Raw genomic sequence first — 20,915 nt, 5'->3', positions numbered from 1 at the left:
TCCTGCTCATGAGCCAAGCCCCCCTCGTCCTGGTGGACGGTTCTTCTTACCTGTACCGCGCCTTTCACGCGCTGCCACCGCTGACCACGTCCAAAGGCCTGCCGACCGGTGCGGTCAAGGGCGTGTTGAACATGCTCAAGAGCCTGCGCAAGCAGTACCCGGACAGTCCTTTCGCCGTGGTGTTCGACGCCAAGGGTGGGACTTTTCGCGATGACATGTACGCCGAGTACAAGGCCAACCGCCCGAGCATGCCCGATGACATGCGCGTACAGATCGAGCCGCTACACCAGAGCGTGATCGCCCTGGGCTTCCCGCTGTTGTGCGTCGAAGGCGTCGAGGCCGATGACGTGATCGGCACGCTGGCCCGCAGCAGCGCCGCGGCAGATCGCCCGGTGATCATTTCCACCGGCGACAAGGACATGGCGCAACTGGTCGACGGCCACATTACCTTGGTCAATACCATGACCGGTAGCAGCATGGACGTGGAGGGCGTGAAGGAGAAATTCGGCGTCGCTCCCGAGCAGATCATCGATTACCTGGCGCTCATGGGCGATTCGTCCGACAACATTCCGGGCGTTCCGGGCATCGGTCCGAAGACCGCTTCCGGCCTGCTGGTCGGCGTCAACGGTGGCCTGACCGAGCTCTACGCGCAGCTCGACATCGTGCCGACCCTGCCGATTCGCGGTGCCAAGACCCTGCCGGCCAAGCTCGAAGAGCACAAGGAGATGGCATTCCTGTCCTATCAACTGGCGACCATCAAGGTCGACGTGCCGCTGGACATCGGCCTTGATGACCTGAAAATGGGCGCGGAAGATCCAGACAAACTCTACGAGCTGTATACCCTGCTGGAATTCAAAAGCTGGTTGAATGACCTCGATCGCGACGCCAAACGACTCGAACTGAGTAGTGCCGCCGAACCTGCGCCAGTCGCTGATCTGTTCAGCGCACCCGAAGTCGAAGCACCGGCCCCCGTCGCCGAAGCCGCTTATGAAACCATCCTTGATCAGGCGCGTTTCGATGTCTGGCTGGAGAAACTGAACAATGCCAAATTGTTCGCGTTCGACACCGAAACCACCGGTATCGATGCGCAACAGGCGCAACTGGTTGGCCTGTCGTTCGCGGTACAGCCTAACGAAGCGGCTTACATCCCGCTGACCCACTCCTACATCGGCGTGCCCGAGCAACTGGATCGCGATACCGTCCTGCGTGCGCTCAAGCCGATTCTGGAAGACCCGAACAAACTCAAGGTCGGCCAGCACGCCAAGTTCGACATGAATATCCTGGCCAATTGCGCCATCGGCGGCGATCAGGCCAATGGCATCACCGTGCGCGGCATTGCCTTCGATACCATGCTCGAGTCCTACGTGCTCAATTCCACGGCCACCCGCCATGACATGGACAGCCTGGCCCTGAAGTACCTGGATCACACCACCGTGAGCTTCCAGGACATTGCCGGCAAAGGCGCGAAACAACTGACGTTCGACCAGATCGCTCTGGAACAGGCCGGCCCGTATGCAGCCGAAGACGCCGACATCACGTTGCGTCTGCATCAGGCGCTGTTCGAGAAGCTCACGGCGATCCCGAGCCTGGCCAGCGTGCTGACCGACATCGAAATCCCGCTGGTACCGGTGCTGGCGCGCATCGAACGCCAAGGCGCGTTCGTCGACGCTGCGCTGCTTGGCGTGCAGAGCATCGAACTGGGCGACAAGATGGTCGCGCTGGAGCGCGAAGCCTTTGAGATTGCCGGCGAAGAATTCAACCTGGGTTCGCCGAAGCAGCTGGGGGTGATTCTCTACGAAAAACTCGGACTGCCGGTGCTGAAGAAAACCGCCAAGGGTCAGCCGTCCACCGCTGAAGAAGTGCTGGCGAAACTGGCCGAGGACGATTACCGGTTGCCTAAAGTGCTGATGGAATATCGTTCCATGAGCAAGCTGAAAAGCACCTACACCGACCGCCTGCCGGAGCAGATCAACCCTCGTACCGGGCGGATTCACACCTCGTATCATCAGGCGGTGGCGTCTACAGGGCGCTTGTCTTCCAGCGATCCGAACCTGCAGAACATCCCGGTGCGCACCGCTGAAGGACGGCGCATCCGCCAGGCGTTCGTGGCGCCGACCGGCTACAAATTGCTGGCGGCGGACTATTCGCAGATCGAATTGCGGATCATGGCCCACCTCTCGGGCGACGAAGGCTTGATGAACGCTTTCCGCCACAATCTGGACGTGCACACCGCCACTGCCGCCGAAGTTTTCAAGGTCGAGCTTGCTGACGTGACTTCCGATCAGCGTCGCAGCGCCAAGGCGATCAACTTTGGCCTGATCTACGGCATGGGTGCGCAGAAACTCGGTAAAGACATTGGCGTCGATACCAAGACTGCCAAGGCGTACATCGATACGTACTTCGCCCGTTACCCGGGTGTTCGCCAATACATGGACCGCACCCGTGCTCAGGCGGCGGAGCAAGGTTATGTGGAGACGTTCTTCGGACGTCGCTTGTACCTGCCCGAGATCAACTCCAATAAACCACAGGAACGCGCCGCCGCCGAACGCACGGCGATCAACGCACCGATGCAAGGTACGGCGGCGGATATCATCAAGAAAGCCATGGTGGCCGTGGACGAATGGCTGTCTTCGTCCGGCCTCGACGCCAAAGTCATTCTGCAAGTGCACGATGAATTGGTTCTTGAAGTACGTGAAGACCTGGTCGATCAGGTCAGCTCTGACATTCGTAAGCACATGAGTGGTGCCGCGCAGCTCAATGTTCCACTGCTGGTGGAAGTCGGCGTAGGTAATAACTGGGATGAGGCGCACTGAGCCAATGAAAAAAGAGCCACGCCTGCTGCGGCATAGTGCCGCGGTGGGCGGTTCGAAGAGCGCTTAGTCCGGAAAATGCTCGGGGTTATTCCAAAGCATTTGAAAAAAATCTGAACTAATCTGGAGAAATGCCACTCAGAGTTACTGAATGGCTGGTGAAGCCCTTCGATGCTCCTATGTTGTGTTAAGTGTTGGCAGATATCTGGACCCCGCCCTAGCGGTCTAGAACTTGAACCCCGGAACTTCCCCCTCCCCATAGAAGTCCGGGGTTTTTTTTGCCCGTAGAAAACTGCCTGAGCGCGCCACAGGCAGTTTTCGACGCTTACTGGGCCTCGGCCTCGGCACCCTTGTCGGCCAGCTCCATCCAGCCTGCCAATACCGTGTAGGCCTCTTCCAGGCCCAGGCGTTTTGGCGCCGAAAAGAGCTGGATAGTCACCAGATCACCCCAGCCCTTGCGGATTTCCGACTGCACTTTCAGCAGTGTGTTCTTGGCGGCGCCGTAGGTCAGCTTGTCGGCTTTGGTCAGCAAAATGTGCATCGGCATGCCAGCGGCTACGGCCCAGTCGAGCATGAGCAGGTCGAAATCGGTCATTGGATGACGGATGTCCATCATCAGAATCAAACCTTTCAAACTCTCGCGACCGCCCAGATAGGCTTCCAGGTGACGCTGCCAATGTTGCTTGAGCGGGATCGGTACTTTTGCATAACCGTAGCCCGGCAGGTCGACCAGACGGCGTTCATCGTCTAGCTTGAAGAAGTTCAACAGCTGTGTGCGCCCCGGAGTTTTCGAGGTACGCGCCAGGCTGGCGTGGGTCAGGGTGTTGAGAGCACTCGACTTGCCGGCGTTGGAACGCCCGGCGAAGGCGACTTCGAAGCCCTCGTCATCCGGACATTGGTCGACTTTGGCGGCGCTGAGCATGAAGGTGGACTGTTGGCACAGACCGAGGATGGGATTCTTGAGTTGCATGGGATTTCCGATGTGGGCGGCGCCAGGAATGGGTGCGGCAAGCAGTGTCGCTTCCGTTTCAGTGACGCCAGTATATAATGCCGCAGATTTTGTGTGCGCTTTGTCCCAACGCAGGATGAAGTTCACGGGAGCGATAGACCTTGATTGCGCATTAGAACGCAGAACGCTCTCAACCCTGAAAAGGTCGTTTTATGACGAAATGGCTGCTAGCTGCCGGTGTCCTGATACCGCTTTACAGCGCTCAGGCTACACAGGATCCGGAAGCTGTGTACAACCGTGTTTGTGGTGCCTGTCATTCCGGCCAACTACCCATGGCGCCCCGCAAGGGCGATCAGGAAGCTTGGACGCCGAGGTTGGCGAAAGGTATGGAGACGCTGGTGCAACACGTGACCCAGGGTTTCAAGGCGATGCCGCCGCGTGGTTTGTGCATGGACTGCAGTGCCGAGGATTACCAAGCCATCATCCAGTGGATGAGCGAGTAAACCCGGTCCATAACTCTTAACCCTTAGCCGTAGTTGGATTAGCTGATGAAGAAATTGATCGTGAGTCTGCTGTTGACCGTGGGCATCTCCGGCATGGCCAATGCTGCAGGTGAGGCAGTACAGCCGGGCGATGCAAAAGCCGGCCAGGCAAAAGCCGCCGTATGCGGGGCCTGCCATGGCCCGGATGGCAACAGCATGGCGCCGAACTTTCCGAAACTGGCGGGCCAGGGTGAGCGCTACCTGACCAAGCAGTTGCACGACATCAAGTCGGGCAAGCGTACGGTTCTGGAAATGACCGGCCTGCTGACCAACATGAGCGATCAGGACCTGGCCGACATGGCCGCCTTCTTCGCCAGCCAGAAAGGCAGCGTGGGCGCCGCCGATGAAAAACTGGTCAAGCGCGGTGAGAATCTGTTCCGCGGCGGCGATCTGGCCAAGGGCCTGCCATCCTGCACCGGGTGCCATTCGCCAAATGGCGCAGGCAACGCAGCCGCCGGCTTCCCGCACCTGGGTGGTCAGCACGCTCAATACATCGCCAAGCAATTGACCGATTTCCGCAAGGAAGACGGTGGACGCACCAACGATGGCGACACCAAACCAATGCAAAGCATTGCCAAAAAGCTGAGCGACGAAGACATCGCCGCAGTGTCCAGCTACATTCAGGGCCTGCACTAAGGCCGGCGAATCGAGCGTTGCGCAAGGCGTACGTCTCTTGCAACGTTAACGCTCGATTAATCCGTCGCAGCAAGTATAAAAAGGGTGGCTTTGGCCGCCCTTTTTTGTGGCCGCTGCCGTTACACTACAGAACTGAGGCCCGCCAGGATCTGTCTGAAAAACAGGTCGCGCGAGGCGATAAAATTTGTCCAGGAGTAAAGCATGCGTAATCTGATTATCAGCGCCGTTTTTGCCGCTGCCAGCCTGTTCGGCATGACTGCCCAGGCCGCCGAAGCCCCAGCCACCCCTTACGTAGAACTGAGCAATCCGGTTCCGGTAGCCGTGCCTGGCAAAATCGAAGTGGTGGAACTGTTCTGGTATGGCTGCCCTCACTGCTATCACTTTGAACCGACCATCAATCCATGGGCTGAAAAACTCCCATCGGACGTGAACTTCAAGCGTATTCCAGCGATGTTCGGCGGTCCTTGGGACGCTCATGGCCAGATGTTCCTGACCCTCGAATCCATGGGTGTCGAGCATAAGGTCCATGCCGCGGTGTTCGACGCAATCCAGAACAAGAAAATGAAGCTGACCGACAAGAATGACATGGCCGACTTCCTGGCTACGCAAGGCGTAGACAAGGAAAAATTCCTGGCCACCTTCGACTCCTTCGCGATCAAGGGTCAGGTTGTTCAAGCCCGTGAATTGGCCAAGAAGTATGAAATCACCGGCGTTCCAACCCTGGTCGTGAACGGCAAGTACCGCTTCGATGTGGGCTCCGCCGGCGGTGCCGAACAAGCGCTGCAACTGGCCGACAAACTGATCGACAAAGAGCGAGCGGCTACCAAGGCTGCCGCCAACTAAGGGCAGTACCTGCCATGCGCCGCTGGGGTACTGAACGCGTCGTTGGCCTGCATGATCCGCGGGTCAACGAACATCATCTGGAATCCACGGGCCTGCCCGCAGACAGTCGTCTGCGCTTGCTCAGTTTCAATATTCAGGTCGGCATCAGTACCGAGCGCTATCGGCATTACCTGACCCGTGGCTGGCAGCATTTGCTGCCCCATACCGGGCGGGCCGATAACCTGCAAAAAATCGGCAATCTGCTGGGCGACTTCGATCTGGTCGCCTTGCAGGAAGCCGACGGTGGCAGCCTGCGCTCAGGCTACGTCAATCAAGTCGAACACCTGGCCCAGCTCGGCGCCTTCCCCTACTGGTATCAACAACTCAATCGCAATCTCGGACGCCTCGGCCAGCACAGCAATGGCGTGCTCAGCCGCCTGCGCCCGTGGGCGATCGAGGATCATCCGCTGCCGGGGCCCAAGGGTCGCGGAGCGATTCTGGTGCGTTTCGGCGAAGGACCGGAAGCGCTGGTGGTGGTCATGATGCACCTGGCATTGGGTGCACGCGCCCGAAGCATGCAACTGGCCTACATCCGCGAATTGATCGGCGGTTACAAACATCAGGTGCTGATGGGTGACATGAACACCCATGCCAGCGACCTGCTGCAACACTCGCCGTTGCGCGACCTTGGCCTGCTCGCCCCTCAACTCGAAGCGACATTCCCCAGCTGGCGTCCGCAGCGCTGCCTGGACCATATTCTGCTGAGCCCGTCCCTGACCCTCGAAAAGGTCGAGGTGCTGGCCCAACCCATTTCCGATCACCTGCCGGTCGCGGTAGAGATTCGTCTGCCGGGTTCGCTCACGGCTGATGCATTGCCCGCGTTGAGTCCTGCCCTTCGCGGAACCCCTGAATGAGCGACGAAACACAGCGCTGGAAAGAGAAGTACCTCAAAAGCATCGAACACCAGGAAAAGCTCGAACGCCGCTGGGACGCCCGGCTCGATTTGTTGCGTCGCGGGCTGGTGCGCAGCACCCTGGCCGCAGAAGGCACCGATCGCGCCGTTGACCAGTGCATGAAGGAAATGCGCGAGGTGGTGCGCACCGACGACATGGACGCCGGTCTGGCCGCCCTGCTCCCGCGCCTGGAAAAAGCCGTACTCGACTCCGAACAGCGCCGGGAAACCCGGGTCAACCAGACCAGCGCCGCGTTGAACGCGCTGGTCACTCAACTGCAAACATTACCGCTGCCTCGAGAAGTCAGTCGCCCACTCAAGAATTTTGCCAAGCAACTGGACAGCCGGGTCAGTCAGGCTCGCGAAATTCCACTGCTGCTCAGTGAACTGAGCGGTCTGCAAGGCAAGGCCCTGAGTCAGCTGGAAAGCCTGCCAGAACCCGAACGTCCAGGCCTGCTACAGCGGTTGTTCGGTCACCGCGACTCAGATGATCTACAAGTCACGGCCACAGCCGACCCAGACGCCAGTGCGCCTCTGGCCGTGACCGTGGCGGTACCTGCGGTTGCCACAACGGCTGAAACAACCAGCGAAATCCTGTTCACGGCCGAACCAATGCCTGTGGAACCGCCGGCCAACGCCTCCACAGTCGTCGCCCACCCGCCACGCCCGACCCCTGCAGTGGCGATAGAGCCCGACGTCGCCGCACCGCTCGTTCCATCCTTCAATGAACCGCACGATGCCCCCGAAGCTGATCGCGCCGTGTACGTTGAACAACCCCCTACTGGTATGGTCGAGCCCGCTAGCGGGAATGAGCTGCAAACCAATCCGGACGAACTTACCCCCGCTCCCTTACCCGAAGCGGCGTTGTTGCCTCCAAGCGCGGCAACAGGCGATTCCGGGCAGGTCGGGCACGATATGTTTTACGCGCTGCCGGACTCTCCCGAGCCGTCCTACAGCTCGGTGGCCAAACACATTGAGCAAACCCTGCTCGGCTTGCTTGACGATCTCACGTTACCTGAACGCCATCGGCCTCAAGCAGAGTCGATGCGTGATCGCTTGAAAAATGGTCTGAACTGGTACGAATTGCTGCCGATCCTCGACGATCTGGCAACCTTGATGCTAGCGATTTCGGACAGCGGCCAGCATGAATTCGAAGCCTATCTGCAACGCCTCAACGAGCGTCTCGAGTCGTTCCAGAGCAACCTGCAAGCTGCCAGCGCCGATCACGCCGACAGCCGCACGGCCGCGCATGCGCTGGACACGCAAATTCGCGAACAGGTCGGCGGCCTGCAAACCAGCATGCACGAAGCTGCAGACCTGGAAGGTCTGAAGCACGTTCTGGAAAACCATCTCGAAGGCTTGCTCGGCACCATGGACGAGCATCGCAAGCAACGCGACGAACGCGAGCAGGAAGTGGCCGCTCGCCTGCAAAGCCTGGCCGAACGGGTGGCACATATGGAGCAGGAAGCTTCAGGTTTTCGCGAACACCTCGAAGAGCAGCGCCAGAAAGCCTTGATCGACCCGCTCACCGGCCTGCCCAACCGCGCCGCCTGGAGCGAACGCCTGGATCACGAGATCGGCCAATGGCAGCAACATGGCAATACGCTGATGCTGGCGATGCTCGACCTCGATCATTTCAAACGCATCAACGATAACTACGGTCACCTGGCGGGGGACAAAGTGCTGAAAATCATCGCCACGGTGCTGCGCAAGCGACTGCGCGGGACAGACTTCATTGCCCGCTTTGGCGGAGAAGAGTTTGTTCTGTTATTACCGTCGACAGTCCCGGCGGCCGGCCTGAAACTGCTGGAACACCTGCGAGCATCGATCCAGGCTTGCCCGTTCCACTTCAAGGGCGAGCGGGTCACGATCACGATTTCCATGGGGCTTGCCGCCTTCAAGCCCGGCGAACACAGCGATCTGGTGCTCAAAAGAGCCGATCAGGCGTTGTATCGGGCAAAAAATGCCGGGCGCAACCGGGTGGAGCTGGGCTGAAGACCAATTGTTCCATTTTGTTTAAATGATCGCGATTGCCCGCGGCATGCAAGGCAGTACGTTACACTGTTGCATTACTGTCTTGCGTGCTTTCGCCATGAAATATCTTGCCCTTATCGTATCGCTCGTTGTGCTGGCTGGCTGCGCCAGTGGCCCCCGCTACGACACCCGTTATCCATCTGCCAACCACGACAGTCGCATTCAGTTTGTGGTGCTGCACTACACCTCCACATCAATGGAGCGATCGGTGCAATTACTGACCCACGGCGAAGTCAGCGCCCACTACCTGATCGGCGACGACAAAAACGCGACCATTTATAAACTGATGGATGAAAACCTGCGGGCCTGGCATGCCGGGGAAAGCCAATGGCAAGGCCGCACCTGGATGAACTCCAGTTCCCTTGGTATCGAAATCGTCAACCCGGGTTTCAAGGACACTCCGACCGGACGCCTCTGGTATCCCTACACAGAAGCGCAGGTCCAGTCGTTGATTGTCTTGCTCAAAGACATCAGCCAGCGCTACAAAATCAGCCCTCGCAGCATTGTCGGCCATAGCGATATCGCGCCGTTGCGTAAACTCGATCCCGGCCCGCTATTCCCCTGGAAACGCCTCGCCGCCGAAGGCATCGGCATTTGGCCAAACGAACAGGCGGTCGCCCGGCAGCAAACGCAATTCGAGACGCAGCTACCGAGCATCTCCTGGTATCAGGCGCAGCTGGCACGCGCGGGGTACGAAACACCACAGACTGGCGAACTGGACGTCGCCACACGGCATGTCATTGCAGCCTTTCAAATGCATTTCCGCCCGTCCCGTTTCGATGGCACGCCGGACGCACAAACTGCTGCGCTGTTACAGGTATTGAATCAGACAAAATAATGACGGCCGCCCGACGGTCAGCGCGTTTTTTTCATCAGCAGCTATAACTCATTGGTAATTCTTCGGATATTCCACAATGCCTGCTGCTCGAGAGACATTTCGTAGTTGGTTCTATCGCCCGTGGTTTCTGGCGATGCTGGCTGCTGTCCTGAGCGCAACGATGATGATGGCGGGCAGTTACTTCATCGCCATCCACCAGCTCGAGCAAGAAGAAAGCCGGGAAATGAACGCCCAGGGCGAACGTTTTCTCGCTCGCCTGGAACAATTGTTTGGGCAACTACGCGAAAGCCTCGACGACCTGGAAGCCCAACCGCTGCGAAGTTGCGATGACGAAATGATCGCGACGTTGCAGCAAGTGAGCTTCAACTATCGGTTCGTATACGAAGCGGCCTATATGGACGCCTCGCGTATCTGCTCCAACCGCCCCCGCCAGGAAGGTTTGTCGCTGGTGCGGGCACCGGACATCAAAGGACCGACCTACAGCTACTGGCTCAACACCACCACCGAACCCGATGAAAACCGCGCCGCGCTGATGCTCGGCCGCGGCAACTTCCGTGTGGCCACTTCTCGCGGCCATTTGACCGACATGGTCGACCTGTCACCGGGCAGCAGCCTGTTGGTGATCCTTGACCACGGCACGCGGGCGATACCAGTGCTCGGTGTGTCCCAGGTGTGGCCACCGACGGTATCCTGGCCACCAAAGACCCGCGATGCCTTGCTCGTCACGCACACCCGCCTGATTTACCGAATGCCCACCGACAACCCGGAATACCAATTGGTCCTGATCAGCCCGCGCACCGGCACGCACATTCCGCCCGTATGGTGGTGGCTGCTCCCTGTGTGTCTGTTGCTGTCAGCCTGCGTGGGTTTCCTGGTGTTCCTGCTGGTGCGCCAACGCCAATCGCTGGATGCTGAGTTGACCGGGGCCATACGCCGGGGCGAATTGCAGGTGTTGTATCAACCGATCTTCGATCTCGACAGCCGCAACTGCGTTGGCGCCGAAGCCTTGCTGCGCTGGCGACGACCCGATGGCACGCTGACCAGCCCCGACCTGTTCATCCCGATGGCAGAGAACACCGGGCAGATCCGCCAGATGACCGACTTCGTCCTGCAACGCCTGCTTGAACAACTTGGGCAACTGCTTCGGGCCAATCCGCAGCTGTACATCTCCGTCAACCTGGCGGCGTGCGATGTGATGGTTCCGCGCATCGGCCAGGTGATGGCGCGCCTGCTGACGTTGCATCGAGTGGCAGCCAAGCAAATTGCCTTTGAAGTGACCGAACGGGGTTTGATCGATGTGGTGGTCGCCCGGGAGAACCTGCAAGCCTTGCGCGATGTCGGGCATCAAGTGCTGATTGATGATTTCGGCACCGGCTATTGCAGCCTGGCTTACTTGCAAACCCTGCCGGTGGATTGCCTGAAGATCGACAAGGCTTTCATCGATGCGCTGGGCCATGACGCCGCAAGCAGTGGCGTAGCCCCGCACATCATCCACATGGCGCAATCCCTGCACCTGAAGGTGATTGCCGAAGGCATTGAGCATGAAGCCCAGGCAGCGTTACTGAGCAGTGAAGGTGTGAAGTTCGGCCAAGGCTGGTTGTTCGCCCACGCGCTGAGCGCCGTGCAGTTCATCGAACTGATTACCCGCGGGCGCCGGCTGACCAACCGGCGCCTGGATGACGAGGCCTGAAGCCTACACCGACAGTGCCATGTAGAACTGGGTGCCCTGCCCCGGCCGCGAATAAACGCCCATCCGTCCGCCGTGCAATTGCACAATTTCCTTGCACAACGCCAGGCCGAGCCCGGCTCCGCCTTTTTTGCGGCCCACCTGGACGAAAGGCTCGAAGATCCGCCCCTGTTGCCCATAGGCAATGCCTTCGCCGTTGTCCTCGACACTGATGATCACCCGATCGCCATGGCGCCGCGCCTGCAAGCGGATCAGCCCGCCGGCAGCGGTATGGCGCAGCGCGTTGTCGATCAGATTATCGAGCACCCGGTCCAACTGTGGTTGATCGGCCTGCAAGCGTGGCAACGGCCCCTGCACCTCAATCAACAGCTCAATGCCCTTCTCTTCGGCGCCTCTGGCAAAGCGAAGCTGCGCCTGCTCCAGCAGATCCTCGATGGAGCAAGGCGCCAGCACCAGCTTCTGCAGACCGTTCTGGTAACGGGAGAAGTTCAGCAGGTCGTTGATCAGCTGCATCAGGCGCTGCATTTCTTCGTTCACCGTGTCCAGCAGATCGGCTTCACGGGAATCCTGCGGGAAGTGCGCGCGTTCGCGAAACAGGCCGAACGCCATGTGCATGCCGGTGACCGGTGTGCGCAATTCATGGGAGGCGCGCAGCACGAATTCGCTGCGCACCCGTTCGAAGGCACGCTGCTCGGTAACGTCATGCAACACCATGACCGCGCCGAGAATATGGCCCTGGGTGTGGCTCACTGGCGTGAGGCTGTAGGTCAACAGCCGCGTCTCGCCATCGACCTCCATGCTCAGATCTTCGGGCGCCCGCTCCAGCGTGCCGCCACGCAGAACCAATTGCAGCTGCTCATCAAGCTCAGGACGCTCCAGCGCTGTGCCCAGGCCTTGCCCGAGTCGATCACTGTCCCAGCCCAACTGACGCTGAGCCACCGGGTTGAGATGCTCCAGATGGCCCTGACGATCGATCATCAGCAAACCATCGTCGATGCTGTCGAGCACCGCCTGCAAACGTTGCTGACCGGCCAGCAGCTCATCGACGTTGGTCGCCTGATGCTCGCGCAGTGCCTCGGCCATGATGCCGAAGCGCCGGGTCAGCTGATTGAGCTCGACGGCGGAAGAAACCGGCAGCAAGACATCGAAATTCCCCTGCCCGATGTTATCCGCCGCTTGTGCCAGCGCCTCGATGGGTTCGCCAAAACGCCGGGCGATGGCGTGAGCGGTCACGAAGCCGATGATCAACACCGCCAACCCGACCAACCCCAGCAGGCCGGCGACCAACAGCGCCCGCTCGCGAGCCTTGCGCTCGGTCGCGCCGATGTTATCCAGGGCGCGCTTGTGTTCAATGATCAAACCATTGCGCAGCGCGTTGAATCTTTCCGTGAGTTCATCGTTGCCGGACAGCACATGAGTATGATCGGGCGAAACTTCATAGGCCCGAATAAAGCTGAGGTAATCCGCCTTGGCCTTTTTGAATCCGTACTCGTTTCCTTCGGACTGCGCTTCCTGGGCGATTCCCTGGTCCAGCAATTCGAAATAACGCCGTTTGGAGGCTTCGAAGGCTTGGGAATCAGGGCGCTCGCTGAGCATGATGATCAACTGATCGCCCAGCGTCTGGCGCAATTTAAGGCCAATATCCAGGGTGACGAAGTTGTTGCGTACCAGTGCTTCCTGGCTTCCGGCCATCTGCATCACGCTGACCAGCCCGAGCAAAAGCCCGAGCAGCGCGACGGTTATCAGCGCGGAAATGCTTAAAAACAGGCGAGTCCGCAACTTCATCGCCAGCTTCATCGGAGGCGACTCACAAGTTGTACTGTTTGCGTTTGCGATAAAGGGTCGATGCGTCGATTCCCAAGGTTTTGGCAGCTTGATCCAGTGTACCGGCGGTGGCGAGAACCGCGCCGATGTGGGCTTTTTCCAGTTCGTCCAGACTCAGCGCGGCACCAATGCGCGGGGCGTTGTTGACCGGTGTTTCCGCCATCCCCAGGTGAGTGATCTCGACACGCTCCTGCGGGCAGATAATGCTCGCCCGCTCTACCACGTTGCGCAACTCGCGGATGTTGCCCGGCCAGCGGTAACCGAGCATTGCCTCAATGGCTTCATCACTGAACCCCCGCGCCGGACGCGCGTACTCTTTGACGAACCGGGCCAGAAAGCGATCGGCCAGGTTGATGATGTCTTCCCTGCGCTCGCGTAGCGGCGGCAAGTGCAGGGTGATGACGTTCAGGCGATAGAGCAGGTCTTCGCGAAAACGCCCATCACGGACCATGTCTTCGAGATTCTGGTTTGTGGCGGCGAGGATGCGAACGTCGGCGCGGCGCGTGACCGGGTCACCGACTCGTTCGTATTCCTTGTCCTGGATGAAACGCAGCAGCTTTGGCTGCAGAACCAAGGGAAAATCGCCGATCTCGTCGAGAAACAGCGTCCCGCCATCGGCTTGGTTGACACGGCCCAACGTGCTTTCACTGGCACCGGTAAACGCACCACGGCTGTGACCGAACAGTTCGCTTTCCATCAGTTCGGCCGTCAGCGACGGGCAGTTGATGGTGATGCACGACTTCTTGGAGCGTTTGCTCCAGCCGTGAATGGCTTGGGACAGTTCACCCTTACCCGTACCGGACTCGCCAAGAATGAGGATATTGGCATCGGTATTGGCGACCTGCCGTGCGGTTTCGAGCACCACTTTCATTGCCGGGCTATGAGAGTCCAGACCGTCCTTTGGTTTGCGTACCTCGCCTTCCAGTGCTTCCAGGCGCGCCGACAATTGCCGTACTTCCAATTGCTTGGCGGTAGCCAGACGTAATTGATCGGGGCTGCACGGCTTGACCAGATAATCCGCGGCGCCCGCCTGGATTGCATCCACCGCCGTGTCCACGGCCGAGTGCGCGGTAACGATCACTACCCGCATCCAGGGCGCCTGGACGCGCATCTGGGCCAGCACGTCCAGGCCATTGTCTTCGCCCAAACGCAAATCGAGGAAGCACAGGTCGAACACCTGACGCTGCAACAGCGCTTCGGCCTGGGCAGCGCTGTTGGCCGTTGCCACGCTGTAGCCTTCGTCTTCAAGGCAATATCGAAAGGTACGCAGGATGGCGGACTCATCATCCACCAGAAGAATACGGCCTTGATGCTCGGTGGCTGATTCCATTTTCCTACGCTCCTTAATGAATGATCTTAGGTTAGTCCCGGAAAAATCGGGCAAGTTGCATGGTTTATTCTGATCTATTAACGCCGTCTCAGGGTAGCTATCTGCAAACACCATGAGTTGCGTCTTTTTCTGACAGTCACGTCCTTCTCTCAATTCAAAATGATTGCGATGCCGTATGGCAAATCGTGCATTACGCACGGACGGGCAACGCAGCATCGTGCAGGATGCCGCCGAACAGACTTTTCAATCATCACTAACATATTGATTTATAACGCATTTTTTCGATGAAAAAAGCTGGCATGACGACTGCAATGATCTGAGCAATGCAGGGCAACAACAACCGCCCTCAACCAGATCACCCCACGCGGGAGGAGCTTCAGAATGAATCGTCAACGTGCCGCCCAATTACGTCTCTCGCCACTGCACATCCAGCAAGGCTTGTTTTGCGTTTTTGCGCTGCTGGTCACTCTGATTGCCGGTCAACAATTTTTGCGCTGGGAGCAGGATCAGCAGCAAGCAGCGCCACGCGTGTCGTTTCAACAACCGATCCAAACCCACTTCAGCGCGGCCGGCAGCGGCATGAATGACACCGCCGCCATGCGCATGATGGACGTCGACCAGGCACAACCTTTGAACGAGATGCCTCGTCAAGAGCGCTGGGTTTTCTGATTACACAAACTTGGCGCGTTCGATGCGCCGGGACAAGCACCTCTAAAATAGAAGCGTAAGGAGAATCACCATGTTGAGCTGGGCAATCACATTCTTGATCATTGCCATTGTCGCTGCCGTACTGGGCTTCGGTGGTATCGCGGGCACCGCCACGGGTATCGCCAAGATTCTCTTTGTCGTGTTCCTGGTGATGTTCATTGCTTCCTTCTTCTTTGGCCGTCGCGGCCGAGGTTGAACATGAGCGTTTCGTTGAAGACACTGGCAGCCGCCCTGCTAATGGGCGGTAGTGCCATGGCGATTGCTGCCAATGACGGGCAGATGCGGGTCAACGAGTTGCTGAAGACCGACCCGCAGTACCAGGAAACCTGGCAAGGCGTCGTCAAGAAAGAGGAACGCCTGCCGGAATGGGTCATGAACCTGTCCGGCGATGCCGAACAAATGAATGCCGTTGAAGAAGATGGCGAGCAGTATCTGGTGGGGCCGCTGTGCGAATCCAAGGCGACATGCCCTGACAAACGCTTGATTGTCGCCGTCAGCTTCGACAAAAAAGATGCCTACGCCATGCTGGTCGAGGTGCCTGCGGGATTACCTGCCGACAAGTCACCGACCCGACATGCCAGCTACCGATTTATCGGTAAGCCGGACCAGGGCATGCAGGACTTGTTGATGGAGCAACTCAAGAAAGATCCGAACTGGTACTAGGTTTCAGACACGTGAGAGAAGCCTCGCTTTTCTCCACCTGCGCCACCTGAGGAAGGCTGGCGCATGACCAAGGGGTCGGGACGTTCTGCCTGCTTCAGGGGCGGAGTGACCTACGGGTACAGGGAGTACCTGCGCAAGGGCCGGGTCAGGAAAAGCTGCGACGCAAGTTCGCCGGTCGATCATGGCTCGACGGACTTGCGGAGAGCTTGCTCAATCAAGTGACAGCGTACTCCCGTTTATCCCCGCACCTTTTAAAAGCCCCTGCCTCAGTCTCTGCAAAATTCCCTGCCGTCATAACCCCCACTGCGACCGTATATCGAGAAATATTGCCTGCGTCCGCGCGCAATTCCATGGGCGGATTGGTCGGTTTTATCGGTAATTCGCCGTCGATTCCACTGGTCAAAAAACAATCAATCAGCGCTGTGATGACCGGTTCACGGCACTTATGACTGCCGAAATGTCACATTCGAACCGATTGCGACGTCGCTTTCAGCTAAAAAACCTCATGCCGATTCGGCATAGGGTAGGCGTTTACGGCATTAGACGTCGCTTCCTTGCATCGGAATAGTTGCGCCTTTTTTCGCCTGCCAGAGAGCCACTAACAAGCGCTCCGGGGCTCCTTATACGGGGGCATTTGCGTGACTTTTTCGCCACAAGCGAACCCGCTCACGCGATTGCCCGAGTCAAACTGAAGTAAGGGTAAAGATATGAAGAAGGCAAAGCTTAGCCTCGCCTGGCAGATCCTCATCGGTCTGGTGTTGGGGATTGCAATCGGTGCGCTGCTCAACCATTTCAGTGCCGAGAAAGCCTGGTGGATCAGCAACGTCCTGCAACCGGCAGGCGATATCTTTATCCGTCTGATCAAAATGATCGTGATCCCGATCGTGATTTCCTCGCTGATCGTTGGTATTGCTGGCGTGGGTGATGCAAAGAAGCTCGGCAGCATCGGCCTGAAAACCATCATCTACTTTGAAGTCGTCACCACCATTGCCATCGTCGTTGGCCTGTTGCTGGCCAACCTGTTCCATCCGGGTGCCGGCATCGACATGAGCACCCTGGGTACTGTGGACATCTCCAAGTACCAGGCGACCGCGGCCGAGGTGCAGCATGAACACGCGTTCATCGAAACCATCCTCAACCTGATTCCGTCGAACATCTTCGCGGCCATGGCCCGTGGCGAGATGCTGCCGATCATCTTCTTCTCGGTGTTGTTCGGTCTCGGTCTGTCGAGCCTCAAACCCGAATTGCGCGACCCGCTGGTAACGATGTTCCAGGGCGTGTCGGAAAGCATGTTCAAGGTCACTCACATGATCATGAACTACGCCCCGATCGGCGTTTTCGCACTGATCGCGGTCACCGTTGCCAACTTCGGCTTCGCGTCCCTGCTGCCGCTGGCCAAACTGGTGATCCTGGTTTACGTCGCCATCGCCTTCTTCGCCTTCGTGGTACTGGGCCTGATCGCCCGCCTGTTCGGCTTCTCGGTGATCAAGCTGATGCGCATCTTCAAGGATGAGCTGGTGCTGGCCTACTCCACCGCCTCCTCCGAAACCGTGCTGCCGCGCGTGATCGAGAAGATGGAAGCCTACGGCGCGCCGAAAGCCATCTGCAGCTTCGTGGTGCCGACCGGTTACTCATTCAACCTCGACGGTTCGACTCTGTATCAGAGCATCGCGGCGATCTTCATCGCTCAGTTGTACGGCATCGACCTGTCGATCAGCCAGCAACTGCTGCTTGTCCTGACCCTGATGGTCACCTCCAAAGGCATCGCCGGCGTACCGGGCGTCTCCTTCGTGGTGCTGCTGGCTACCCTGGGCAGCGTCGGCATTCCGCTGGAAGGCCTGGCCTTCATCGCCGGTGTCGACCGCATCATGGACATGGCGCGTACCGCACTGAACGTGATCGGCAACGCCCTGGCCGTGCTGGTTATTTCCCGCTGGGAAGGCATGTACGACGATGCCAAGGGCCAGCGCTACTGGAACTCCCTGCCGCACTGGCGCAGCAAAGAGAAGCTGCCGGCCGGCGAAGTTTCCAGCAACTGACACGCGCCCTGTAGGAGCATGGCTTGCCCGCGATGAATGAAAGCGCGGTGCATCTGATACACCGAGGCGTCCCGATCGCGGGCAAGCCTTGCTCCTACACAAGTCAATGACAGCACCAGACAAACCCCGGAGAAATCCGGGGTTTGTCGTTTCCGGCCACCCCGCTATCATTCGCGCATCTTTTGGGGGATTTGACTGATGCTCAATGGCCTGTGGCTTGGCTTTTTCATCGTGGCCGCGATTTCGGCGCTGGCGCAGTGGCTGATCGGCGGCAATGCCGGAATCTTCGCGGCGATGGTGGAAAGCATTTTCGCCATGGCCAAATTGTCGGTCGAAGTGATGGTATTGCTGTTCGGCACCCTCACCCTCTGGCTGGGTTTCCTGCGGATTGCCGAAAAAGCCGGGATTGTCGAGTGGCTGGCCAAAGCCCTCGGCCCGCTGTTTCTGCGCTTGATGCCGGAAGTCCCGCCCGGCCACCCCGCCATCGGCCTCATTACCCTGAACTTCGCCGCCAACGGCCTTGGCCTGGACAACGCCGCTACGCCCATCGGCCTCAAAGCGATGAAAGCCCTGCAGGAACTCAACCCCAGTGACACCATCGCCAGTAATGCTCAAATCCTGTTTCTGGTGCTCAATGCTTCTTCCCTGACCCTGCTGCCGGTGACGATCTTCATGTACCGCGCCCAGCAAGGCGCGCCTGATCCGACGCTGGTGTTCCTGCCGATCCTGCTGGCCACCAGTTGCTCGACCATCGTGGGCTTCCTCGCGGTGGCCTTCATGCAACGCCTGCGTGTCTGGGACCCGGTCGTGCTCGCGTATCTGATCCCGGGCGCTTTGGTCCTTGGCGGGTTCATGGCGTTGCTGGGAACCATGTCGGCAGCCGCGCTGGCCGGTTTGTCGTCGATCCTCGGCAATCTGACGCTATTCGGCTTGATCATGCTGTTCTTGATCATCGGTGCGATGCGTAAAGTCAAAGTCTATGAAGCGTTCGTCGAAGGCGCCAAGGAAGGCTTTGATGTGGCGAAGAACCTGCTGCCGTATCTGGTGGCGATGCTCTGCGCGGTGGGTGTGCTGCGAGCGTCCGGGGCTTTGGATTTTGGCCTGGACGGCATTCGTCACCTGGTGGAGTGGGCCGGCTGGGACACGCGTTTCGTCGATGCACTGCCCACTGCCATGGTCAAACCGTTCTCAGGCAGCGCCGCCCGGGCGATGCTGATCGAAACCATGAAGACCTCCGGCGTCGACAGCTTCCCGGCGCTGGTGGCGGCGACGATTCAGGGCAGTACCGAAACCACGTTCTATGTGCTGGCGGTGTATTTCGGGGCAGTGGGTATCCAACGAGCTCGGCATGCGGTGGGCTGTGCGTTGTTGGCGGAGCTGGCCGGCGTGCTGGGTGCCATCGGGGTTTGCTACTGGTTCTTTGGGTAAATCCAACATTTATCGCTGGCAAGCCAGCTCCCACAAGGACCGCGCAGTTTCTGTGGGAGCTGGCTTGCCAGCGATAAGGCCCGCAGAACCTTCAAGGTCTCGCGGGAAGCACAATTTTCTGGCCTTGCTCAACCGCCCAATTCACCACCTGCGCCGTCAATTGATCGCTGGCCTGGCCGAACCCGGCCACCACCGCCGGCACTTTTACATCATTGAGCGGCTGACGAACCTCAAAGCGGCGGCTGGCGAGGATGTGCTGGTCGTAGCTGCGCACCAGCAATGCATCCACGCGTACCACCACGCTGGCGTTCGTGCCCTGGTATTCGGTCTGGAAGGCTTGCAGGACACCGCCCAGCTCCAGATCCGTCTGGAAAATGCTGTCATCGGTGCTCAACAGCGAGACCCGACCATCGCGCTGGAAACCATCGAGCAGGCGATTGCGCACGAGCACCGGTGCCGGGTCGCTCCAGCGCGAGCCTTTGTAGCTGCTGATCACATCGCCCTGAGGAATGACCGCTATGTTCGGACTGTTCAACGCTTCGCTGGCCTGCAGTTTGGTCAGGCGCAACGACCAGCGTTGCGCCGCACCATGACTGTTCGCCGGAATGCTCTGAGCTGAAGGCAAACGATAGACATCGAACGGCTCGGGCTTGGGCAGGATCGAGCAGGAGCTGACCAGCATGAAACCGGCGAGGAGGGCGATGAGGGTCAGCTTCATGGAGTGAATTCCTTGTTCTTGTCACTGCCCAGCAGGTAACCGCTGGGGTTGGCCTCAAGGCGTTGAGAGATGGCGCGCAGCGCGGTGAGGGTTTCGCGCAGCTCACGCACCGCCGGAGCCAGACCATTGAGGCCCTGCATGCCGTTGTTGATCGAGTCCTGATTGCTGCTCAGCAATGTGTTGATGGTTGCACTGCTCTGTTCCAGCGACTTCATCGCTTGCTCGGCGCTGCCGAACATCTGCTTGCCCTGATCGTTGAGCAGTCCATTGGCGTTGCGCATCAGCGCTGAGGTTTGCTCCATCATGCTGCTGGCCTGCTTGCCCACCGAGGACAGTTGCTGCATGGCCTGGCGAATATCGCCACGCTGGTCGGCAATGACCCCGGTGGTTTGCTCCAGATGTTCAAGGGTCTTGCTGATGCGCTCGATGTTTTCCGTGGAAAACATCAGGTTGGCGTTGTGCATCAGCATGTTCACGCCGGCCATCAGGTCGTTGCTGTCGTTGAGCAGACGGGCGATAGGCGAGGGCGATGCAACGATTGTCGGCAGGTTGCCGTCCTTGCCCTTTAGCGTCGGGCTCTGTGGCGTGCCGCCGCTGAGCTGGATGATCGATGTCCCGGTGACCCCGGTCAGCGCCAGTTTGGCCTGGGTGTCTTCCTTGACCGGCGTGTCGCCGCCCAGGCGGATCCGCGCCAGCACCCGGCGCGGGTCTTGCGGGTCCAGGCGCAGCGATATCACATCGCCGACCTTGATACCGCTGTACTGCACCGAACTGCCTTTGGACAAGCCGCTGACCGCCTCGTTGAACACGACTTCGTAGTCCTTGAACGCGGTATCGACACTGGACTTGGCCAGAAACAAACCAAAGAGCAGGGCGCCTGCCACCACAATCACAGTGAACAGGCCGATCAATACATGATGAGCTCGGGTTTCCAT

18 protein-coding genes are annotated in these 20,915 nt (G+C 59.0%); 13 read left to right on the top strand and 5 right to left on the bottom strand.

The window, feature by feature from the left end; all coding sequences use genetic code 11:
• Window positions 1-8: 8 nt before the first annotated feature.
• Window positions 9-2,813, top strand: coding sequence for a DNA polymerase I (gene polA, locus D8U73_RS03865; protein ID WP_130903778.1), 2,805 nt, complete (start codon window positions 9-11; stop codon window positions 2,811-2,813).
• Between the two features lie 322 nt (window positions 2,814-3,135).
• Here polA and yihA read toward each other — a convergent pair whose 3' ends face one another.
• Window positions 3,136-3,780 (bottom strand): ribosome biogenesis GTP-binding protein YihA/YsxC, encoded by a 645-nt coding sequence (yihA, locus tag D8U73_RS03860; RefSeq protein ID WP_056854211.1) that lies wholly within the window; start codon window positions 3,778-3,780, stop codon window positions 3,136-3,138.
• A 191-nt stretch (window positions 3,781-3,971) separates the two neighbouring features.
• On the opposite strand from yihA, the gene D8U73_RS03855 reads away from it, so the two are divergent.
• The 7 genes from D8U73_RS03855 (at window position 3,972) to D8U73_RS03820 (ending at window position 11,273) form a co-directional block, all read left to right on the top strand.
• Entirely contained in the window at window positions 3,972-4,262 is a 291-nt protein-coding gene (locus D8U73_RS03855) for a c-type cytochrome (protein ID WP_046818664.1), read from the top strand.
• Window positions 4,263-4,307: 45 nt separating this feature from the next.
• A complete protein-coding gene (locus D8U73_RS03850) occupies window positions 4,308-4,937 on the top strand; it encodes a c-type cytochrome (protein ID WP_130903777.1) in 630 nt (209 codons plus the stop codon).
• Between the two features lie 201 nt (window positions 4,938-5,138).
• Complete coding sequence (dsbA, locus tag D8U73_RS03840) at window positions 5,139-5,780, top strand: thiol:disulfide interchange protein DsbA (RefSeq protein WP_130903776.1); 642 nt, start codon at window positions 5,139-5,141, stop codon at window positions 5,778-5,780.
• Between the two features lie 14 nt (window positions 5,781-5,794).
• On the top strand, window positions 5,795-6,673 hold the full coding sequence (locus D8U73_RS03835; RefSeq protein ID WP_056854214.1) for an endonuclease/exonuclease/phosphatase family protein: 879 nt from the start codon (window positions 5,795-5,797) through the stop codon (window positions 6,671-6,673).
• Window positions 6,670-8,706: a GGDEF domain-containing protein gene (locus tag D8U73_RS03830; RefSeq protein ID WP_130903775.1), complete on the top strand. Its 2,037-nt coding sequence runs from the start codon at window positions 6,670-6,672 to the stop codon at window positions 8,704-8,706. The genes D8U73_RS03835 and D8U73_RS03830 overlap by 4 nt, the downstream gene beginning before the upstream one ends.
• Window positions 8,707-8,803: 97 nt before the next feature.
• Window positions 8,804-9,583, top strand: coding sequence for an N-acetylmuramoyl-L-alanine amidase (locus tag D8U73_RS03825; RefSeq protein WP_056854375.1), 780 nt, complete (start codon window positions 8,804-8,806; stop codon window positions 9,581-9,583).
• Window positions 9,584-9,659: 76 nt separating this feature from the next.
• The gene (locus D8U73_RS03820) at window positions 9,660-11,273 is read left to right on the top strand and encodes an EAL domain-containing protein (RefSeq protein WP_130903774.1); all 1,614 of its coding nucleotides are present in this window, start codon (window positions 9,660-9,662) and stop codon (window positions 11,271-11,273) included.
• Between the two features lie 3 nt (window positions 11,274-11,276).
• On the opposite strand, the gene D8U73_RS03815 is transcribed toward D8U73_RS03820, so the two are convergent.
• Window positions 11,277-13,067: a KinB sensor domain-containing domain gene (locus D8U73_RS03815; protein ID WP_130903773.1), complete on the bottom strand. Its 1,791-nt coding sequence runs from the start codon at window positions 13,065-13,067 to the stop codon at window positions 11,277-11,279.
• A 10-nt stretch (window positions 13,068-13,077) separates the two neighbouring features.
• Window positions 13,078-14,424 carry a sigma-54-dependent response regulator transcription factor AlgB gene (algB, locus tag D8U73_RS03810; protein WP_130903772.1) on the bottom strand — a complete coding sequence of 449 codons (1,347 nt, stop codon included), beginning with the start codon at window positions 14,422-14,424 and terminating at the stop codon, window positions 13,078-13,080.
• Window positions 14,425-14,805: 381 nt separating this feature from the next.
• Between algB and D8U73_RS03805 the strand changes: the two genes are divergently transcribed.
• The 5 genes from D8U73_RS03805 (at window position 14,806) to D8U73_RS03785 (ending at window position 19,262) form a co-directional block, all read left to right on the top strand.
• Window positions 14,806-15,093: a hypothetical protein gene (locus D8U73_RS03805; protein WP_130903771.1), complete on the top strand. Its 288-nt coding sequence runs from the start codon at window positions 14,806-14,808 to the stop codon at window positions 15,091-15,093.
• Window positions 15,094-15,163: 70 nt separating this feature from the next.
• A complete protein-coding gene (locus tag D8U73_RS03800) occupies window positions 15,164-15,328 on the top strand; it encodes a DUF1328 domain-containing protein (protein WP_003170804.1) in 165 nt (54 codons plus the stop codon).
• A gap of 2 nt (window positions 15,329-15,330) precedes the next feature.
• The gene (locus D8U73_RS03795) at window positions 15,331-15,795 is read left to right on the top strand and encodes an inhibitor of vertebrate lysozyme family protein (RefSeq protein ID WP_130903770.1); all 465 of its coding nucleotides are present in this window, start codon (window positions 15,331-15,333) and stop codon (window positions 15,793-15,795) included.
• Window positions 15,796-16,502: 707 nt separating this feature from the next.
• Complete coding sequence (gene gltP / locus D8U73_RS03790) at window positions 16,503-17,834, top strand: glutamate/aspartate:proton symporter GltP (RefSeq protein WP_056854221.1); 1,332 nt, start codon at window positions 16,503-16,505, stop codon at window positions 17,832-17,834.
• A 198-nt stretch (window positions 17,835-18,032) separates the two neighbouring features.
• On the top strand, window positions 18,033-19,262 hold the full coding sequence (locus D8U73_RS03785) for a spore maturation protein (protein WP_056854222.1): 1,230 nt from the start codon (window positions 18,033-18,035) through the stop codon (window positions 19,260-19,262).
• A gap of 91 nt (window positions 19,263-19,353) precedes the next feature.
• Here D8U73_RS03785 and D8U73_RS03780 read toward each other — a convergent pair whose 3' ends face one another.
• Window positions 19,354-19,980, bottom strand: a complete 627-nt coding sequence (locus D8U73_RS03780) for an ABC-type transport auxiliary lipoprotein family protein (protein ID WP_130903769.1) — start codon at window positions 19,978-19,980, stop codon at window positions 19,354-19,356.
• Window positions 19,977-20,915: an MlaD family protein gene (locus D8U73_RS03775; RefSeq protein ID WP_056854224.1), complete on the bottom strand. Its 939-nt coding sequence runs from the start codon at window positions 20,913-20,915 to the stop codon at window positions 19,977-19,979. The genes D8U73_RS03780 and D8U73_RS03775 overlap by 4 nt, the downstream gene beginning before the upstream one ends.

Origin of the sequence: Pseudomonas sp. Sample_22 (assembly GCF_004307635.1) — a bacterium.
Classification (GTDB): Bacteria; Pseudomonadota; Gammaproteobacteria; order Pseudomonadales; family Pseudomonadaceae; genus Aquipseudomonas.
This window is presented reverse-complemented; position numbering and strand designations above follow the sequence as displayed.